We start from the raw sequence: 6,277 nt of genomic DNA on the forward strand, positions 1-6,277 counted from the left end.
TTCATCCTCAATCGGCCGTGCGCCTCACCAGCAGGCCCGCGTGAAAACGCAGCCCGCCGAGCCAAGACCGAACCGAAAGGGGATATGCGTGCTGGCACAGCAGCACCGGATGCGAGCGAAAGCTCAATTCTCAAAAACTACACGTTTCGGCGCCCGTTCAGGGCGTCGGAACTTAGTTCTATATACGGTCAAAACACCCGGTGAAACAACCAGCATCGGTTTCATCGTTTCAAAATCAGTAGGTAACGCCGTTACCCGCAATAAAACTAAACGCCGCCTGAGAGAACTCATCGCACCCTTTGTGTCTGAGCAACCAAACGGCTATTCACTGGTTATAAGGGCGCTCCCCGCAGCGGCTCACGCGGACTACCCTCAGCTCTCCAACGATCTCGACAGCGCACTTGCCAGCGTCCTCAAAAAGTTGGACGCCGCCCCGGTAGCAGCACAAAGCTCTGAAGCTACCACCACCTCAACTATTCAGGGAGAGGAGCGCTGACACCGTATGCCTACACCGATAGATACACCGCAGGATGCTGACCACCTGCTAGAGAACGCTCCCCACGAATTTGTTGTACCCACCTCAGCTTTTCACGCCGTCATCAGCCTTCCTCAAAATCTGCTGATTGCGTTCATCAAGATGTACCGCACTATCGTCTCGCCGCTCTACGGCAACGTGTGCAGGTATTACCCCAGCTGTTCAGCCTACGGGCTTGAGGCAGTTACCCTCCACGGCGCCCTGCGCGGTCTATCACTGACTGTAGGCAGAATTCTGCGCTGCCATCCCTGGGCTACCGGCGGTCTAGACCCGGTGCCCGCAGGCAAACGGACTTTTGACCCCGGGGCAGAACCCAAAATTATTCTTCTAAACCACCCGCACCAGCACACCCCCTAAAACGCTGGAGCATCCACCACAACCGGCTCATATTACCGAGTCAGGGAGAGAACATGGATATTATTCTCTGGCCCTTTAAATGGATCGTTTCAGCGATTCTCTGGGCATTTCACGAACTTTTCACCGTAATTGGCATGGACGCCGCATCAGGTGTGACCTGGATTCTCGCTATCATCGGTCTGACCATCGTGATGCGTACCCTCACCATTCCGCTCTTCGTCAAACAGATTAAATCGATGCGCGGTATGCAAGAACTTCAGCCCGAAATGGCGAAATTGCAGGCCAAATACAAGGGTAAAACTGACCAGCTCTCCCGCCAGGCTATGGCTCAAGAGCAGATGGAACTCTACCGCAAGACCGGCTCTAACCCGCTGGCGTCCTGCCTGCCCATCATTGTGCAGATGCCCATTTTCTTTGGTCTCTTTCAGGTGCTGAACGGCGTCCCCAACGCAGCAGCCAACAATGAAGGTATTCTGGTTCTTGGCAACGACAAGGTAGAACAGTTCAACGACGCCTCCATTTTTGGTGCACCCCTCTTCTCCACCATGTTGCGTCCCGGCGACGGCAACCACTTCGCCACCATCTTGATTGCCGCCATCATGGTAGTGCTGATGAGTGCCACCCAGTTCTATATCACCAAACAGCTCTCAGCTAAGAACATGTCGGACGCCGCTAAACAGTCCCCCATGTACCGCCAGCAGCAGATCATGCTCTACGTACTGCCACTGGTCTTCGCGATCTCGGGTATCAACTTCCCCCTCGGCGTGCTGGTCTACTGGACCGTCTCCAACTTCTGGTCACTGGGCCAGCAGTTCTGGGTTATCCGCAACAACCCCACCCCCGGCTCACAGGCCGAGCGTGAGCTCAACGAGCGCCGCGCTGAAAAGGGCCTTCCCCCCGTAGGTAAGACCAAGGAAGAGCACGATCAGGAAATCGAAGCCGCCCGTGAACGAGCAGCCCGCGGACAGCGCCAGCAGCCTATGGGCAAGAAGCGCCAAAAGCAGCAGAACAAAAAGAAAAACTAGCGGCAGGTTCAAGGAAATATCATGACTGAAGCAACGGAAACCCCGGTAGACGGCGAAGAAACCTTCGAAGAAGCGGAATACGGTGGAGAGGGGCAGGTAGACGAAGGCGATATCGCCGCTGACTACCTCGAAGAACTCCTTGATATCGCTGATATTGACGGTGATATTGACATCGAAGTGCGTAACGGCCGCACCTACCTCTCGGTTGTTACTGAAGACGGCAATAACGATGACCTCCAAGCCCTAGTAGGCGAAAACGGTGAAGTACTGGACGCCCTTCAAGAGCTGGTGCGCCTCTCGGTGCTGGCTGCTACGGGTAACCGTACCCGCCTCATCCTTGATATCGCAGACTACCGCGCAGGGCGCCAGCAGGCACTGGTCAATCTGGCCGAAGCAGCTATTGCTGAAGCTAAAGAAACCGGCGAAGATGTGCACCTCGAACCACTTGGGCCCTACGAGCGCAAGCTGGTTCACGATATTGTGGCTGCTCACGGCTTGATTTCTGAATCAGAGGGCTCAGGATCCAACCGCCACATCGTCATTGCTGCCTCGGAGGCGTAATCGTGAGCGATATGAGCATAGAACTCCCCGTCCTCTCTGGGGATGCCCTAGAAGCGGCGCAGAAGGTCTTTGGTGACCGTCTGCCGGTCGCGCAACGCTACGTGCAGCACCTGGCTAGCAGTGGCATTGAGCGAGGGCTTATTGGCCCCCGAGAAGTTCCCCGGCTGTGGGAACGCCACGTTCTCAATTGCGCCGTTGTGCAGGAACTCATTGAGCAGGGTGCAACAGTGGCGGATGTAGGTTCCGGTGCGGGCCTTCCGGGGCTCTGCCTGGCCATTGCTCGTCCCGATTTGTCCCTCACTCTGATTGAACCGCTGGAGCGCCGCGTCATCTGGCTTACTGAGGTAGTTGAGGATTTGGGACTCGAGAACGTAGATATTATGCGCTCGCGCGCTGAACAGGCCGTAGGGTACGTCGAAGCAGACTACGTAACTGCTCGCGCCGTATCGGCTCTGGTAGGGCTGCTGGATATCACCTTGCCGATCCTTCGTGGCACCGGTCAGCTGCTCGCTCTCAAGGGACGGACGGCTACCGAAGAAATCACTAAGGCAAAGAAGAAGCTTAATAAATACGGCGCTAGGAAAACTGAAATCCTGCTCGCTGGTGAGGATCTACTAGAGGAACCTACCACGGTCGTCCGTGTGACTCTCTAGCCTCTCTTGACGAAAGCCCGGTACCTCGATGGAGGTGCCGGGCTTTTGCGTGCTATCCAGCTTTTAGATTGACTAAGAGCCATCTGCTTATCTGGTTGCCCTGGAACCGTGATGATGGGAAGAGCTCTTCTGTTTACAAGCTTGACGCTTCGACATGTTTCATGTGAAACATCAAAAAACAAACAGCTTCAAATGATTAATAGCCTATCAATGCGACCGATGCCAACTGCAGGTACCCTAATAGCAGGAGATGCAATCATCAATTCAAGAGGGGGCAGCAATGCCGACAAACTCCAGTATGCCAGCGAATATACCTGACTTTGGCTTACCGCCCGAACCCGCTGCTGCCAGCAAGCCTGATCGAGGCTCTCATGTTTCACGTGAAACACGCGAAAAGCTAGAGAGGGCAAGCTCATCCGCGCAGAAGAGCGATAGAAGCAAACAGCAATTTGAAGCTCTATCTCAGGAGACATTGAATAGGCCTCAGAACACCCGAGTTTTTGCTATTTCTAATCAGAAAGGCGGAGTGGGAAAGACTTCAACTGCAGTTAATCTTGCCGCAGCGCTTGCTACAAAGGGCATGAACGTCCTTGTTGTTGACAATGACCCTCAGGGCAACGCTTCAACTGCTCTCGGGATTGAACACGGTGTTGAAGTCCCTTCCACCTACGATGCCCTCATCGATGAAAAGCCCCTTATTGAAATCATCAAACCATGCCCAGATATTGAAAATCTATGGTGCGTACCAGCAAATATAGATTTAGCCGGAGCTGAGATTGAACTGGTCTCACTGGTAGCTCGTGAAAACCGACTCAAAAATGCCCTATCTGATTACACGGCCGCACGTGAAACTAACGGGGAAGCGCGTCTAGACTATATCTTCATCGACTGCCCACCCAGCTTGGGGTTGCTAACGATCAACGCTTTTGTGGCAGCTCAAGAAGTCCTCATCCCTATTCAGTGCGAGTACTATGCTCTTGAAGGTCTGAGCCAACTTCTCAAGAATATTTCCCTGATTCAAAAGCATCTCAACGCTGATCTTCGCGTCAGCACAATCGTGCTAACGATGTATGATGGCCGCACCAACCTCTCGTCTCAGGTAGCTGAAGAAGTGAGGGAGCATTTCCCTAAGGAGGTGCTGGATGCTGTTATCCCCCGCTCAGTCCGTGTATCAGAGGCTCCTAGCTACCAGCAAACGGTTATGAGTTATGATCCACAATCGACCGGTGCACTCGCCTATCTCAAGGCTGCAGTAGAGATAGCGCACCGTATATAAACTTTTATCAACTGTCTATAACTTTTTTGCACTACCGGCTCCTATTCTATAGATATAAGGAGCCGGTAGCTTACTTAAGGGAACCTTGAGATATAGGCGGTGCAGTAGAAGCTAAATGGCTTTGAATCATTTAAGGATTTATCTGGCTTTCCCCATCGCCCGGCTTCTATGGAAACCCTAGGTGGCAGATACTCCACTACACTTAGAAGCAGAGTTTCTAGCATTTTGGAGGTTGCCCGTGGCAGAGAAGAAGCGTGGACTTGGCAGGGGATTAGGTGCTTTGATTCCCGAGAGCAAACCAGTAGCTGAGCGTCAAGAGCCGGTGGAAGAACAGCCTGGCCATCAAAGCCAGCAGGATAACAAGATCGCGCGCGGCTTGGATGTTTCACGTGAAACATCCAAGAAAAAACGTGCAGATATGGGCGCTGCTTTGCGTTCTTCGAGTTCATCTCGTAGACCTGCGGACTTTTTCTTTGGTGACGAAACAGCAAATACCGCTTCTGGGTTAGTGCCGGTGCCCGGCGCTAGCTTTGCAAAGTTAGATGTCTCAGATATCCACCCTAACCGCAAACAGCCCCGAACTGACTTCGACGAGCATGATATGCAAGAACTCGTACACTCCATTAAGGAGATAGGTGTCCTTCAGCCTATTGTTGTTCGCCTCAGCCGTGAAAAAGGTGAGCAGGCCTACGAACTGATTATGGGTGAGCGTCGGTGGCGAGCTACCCAACAAGCCGGTATAACAACCATTCCAGCTATCATTCGCGATACTCAGGATCAGGACCTGTTGCGTGATGCACTGTTGGAGAACCTACACCGCTCCCAGCTAAACCCCATTGAAGAAGCCGCCGCCTATCAGCAACTACTCGACGAATTCGGAACGACGCAAGAGCAATTGGCGCAGCGTATCGGGCGATCACGGCCGCAGATTTCTAATACTATTCGCCTCCTCAAGCTGCCTGCTCTGGTGCAACGCAGAGTAGCTGCAGGCACGCTATCTTCAGGTCATGCACGCGCTTTGCTTAGCCTGCGAAAGGCAAGTGATATTGAAACCCTTGCGCAAAGGATAGTGAAGGAAGGCTTATCTGTACGAGCAGTGGAGGAACTTGTTGCTCAAGAAAGCGGTAAAGAAGCGAAGAAAGACCGTAAGAAGCCTGCTCCGCAGAGCCACTCTGAACGTTTGGACTCGATAGCTGATTTACTGGCTGACCGACTCGATACTACAGTGAAGATTAATCTGGGTGCCCGCAAGGGAAAAATGACCATTGAGTTCGCCTCGGTCGATGATTTGAATCGAATTGTTGATGTGATGGCCCCACAGCGCAAAAAGTAGAATCAATACACTGCAAACCGCCTCGCTCCATTGAGCGGGGCGGTTTTTGGTTCGAGCCCCAATCCAACATGACCGGGTGGTTAAATTCGGGGCTGCCAAAGGTGAAAACGGCCTAGATTGGCTCCTGCAGGCCTATGGTGAGGCTAGATGTCTATTGACCTACTGACCCCACTGAAACTCCCTTAGATAGCTTTCTGCGGGCTCAATTTTTCCCCCTTGGACCTCAAACCTATCTTCTTGAGATCCTTTCAGCTTTTTGTCTGGCGCTCTATCGTCTTGATGAAAACAAATTGGGGGGGGCGCCCTAAATGCGCTGGTGGGAATTGCGCAGTGTGGTTGACGGTTGAATGGCTAAATTTTATGGTGCTCTACCCCATCAGTGGAGTGATAAATAATTCTCTATTTTGCTTTGAGGCTTATTCAAAAGTCCTCCCAGCCGCATAAAACACCAACCCCCGAACCACCGCAAACACCCGCCCATACACGCTCAGCGGCCGCCGGAAACCTGTATGCAAAACCCGCCACGTCTTGACCTGC

At 52.8% G+C, this 6,277-nt stretch carries 7 protein-coding genes; all 7 read left to right on the forward strand.

What is annotated here, in order from left to right; translation table 11 throughout:
• Positions 1–88: 88 nt before the first annotated feature.
• Positions 89–496, forward strand: a complete 408-nt coding sequence (gene rnpA, locus ABD982_RS09940) for a ribonuclease P protein component (RefSeq protein WP_345447071.1) — start codon at positions 89–91, stop codon at positions 494–496.
• Positions 497–502: 6 nt separating this feature from the next.
• Entirely contained in the window at positions 503–892 is a 390-nt protein-coding gene (yidD, locus tag ABD982_RS09945) for a membrane protein insertion efficiency factor YidD (RefSeq protein WP_251380506.1), read from the forward strand.
• A gap of 53 nt (positions 893–945) precedes the next feature.
• On the forward strand, positions 946–1,917 hold the full coding sequence (gene yidC, locus ABD982_RS09950) for a membrane protein insertase YidC (RefSeq protein WP_251380507.1): 972 nt from the start codon (positions 946–948) through the stop codon (positions 1,915–1,917).
• A 21-nt stretch (positions 1,918–1,938) separates the two neighbouring features.
• On the forward strand, positions 1,939–2,478 hold the full coding sequence (locus ABD982_RS09955) for a Jag family protein (protein WP_251380508.1): 540 nt from the start codon (positions 1,939–1,941) through the stop codon (positions 2,476–2,478).
• Positions 2,479–2,489: 11 nt separating this feature from the next.
• A complete protein-coding gene (rsmG, locus tag ABD982_RS09960; protein WP_345447082.1) occupies positions 2,490–3,131 on the forward strand; it encodes a 16S rRNA (guanine(527)-N(7))-methyltransferase RsmG in 642 nt (213 codons plus the stop codon).
• A gap of 280 nt (positions 3,132–3,411) precedes the next feature.
• The gene (locus ABD982_RS09965; RefSeq protein WP_425570048.1) at positions 3,412–4,407 is read left to right on the forward strand and encodes a ParA family protein; all 996 of its coding nucleotides are present in this window, start codon (positions 3,412–3,414) and stop codon (positions 4,405–4,407) included.
• Between the two features lie 238 nt (positions 4,408–4,645).
• Complete coding sequence (locus ABD982_RS09970; protein WP_251380511.1) at positions 4,646–5,740, forward strand: ParB/RepB/Spo0J family partition protein; 1,095 nt, start codon at positions 4,646–4,648, stop codon at positions 5,738–5,740.
• Positions 5,741–6,277: the final 537 nt, after the last annotated feature.

It is taken from the genome of Rothia endophytica, assembly GCF_039543885.1.
GTDB classification, from domain to species: Bacteria; Actinomycetota; Actinomycetes; order Actinomycetales; family Micrococcaceae; genus Rothia; species Rothia endophytica.

Excerpts from the sequence above, each read along its gene's own strand:
- rsmG (WP_345447082.1), top strand. The coding sequence starts at position 2,490 with ATGAGCATAGAACTCCCCGTCCTCTCTGGGGATGCCCTAGAAGCGGCG.
- ABD982_RS09955 (WP_251380508.1), top strand. The coding sequence starts at position 1,939 with ATGACTGAAGCAACGGAAACCCCGGTAGACGGCGAAGAAACCTTCGAA.
- yidD (WP_251380506.1), top strand. The coding sequence starts at position 503 with ATGCCTACACCGATAGATACACCGCAGGATGCTGACCACCTGCTAGAG.
- yidC (WP_251380507.1), top strand. The coding sequence starts at position 946 with ATGGATATTATTCTCTGGCCCTTTAAATGGATCGTTTCAGCGATTCTC.
- ABD982_RS09965 (WP_425570048.1), top strand. The coding sequence starts at position 3,412 with ATGCCGACAAACTCCAGTATGCCAGCGAATATACCTGACTTTGGCTTA.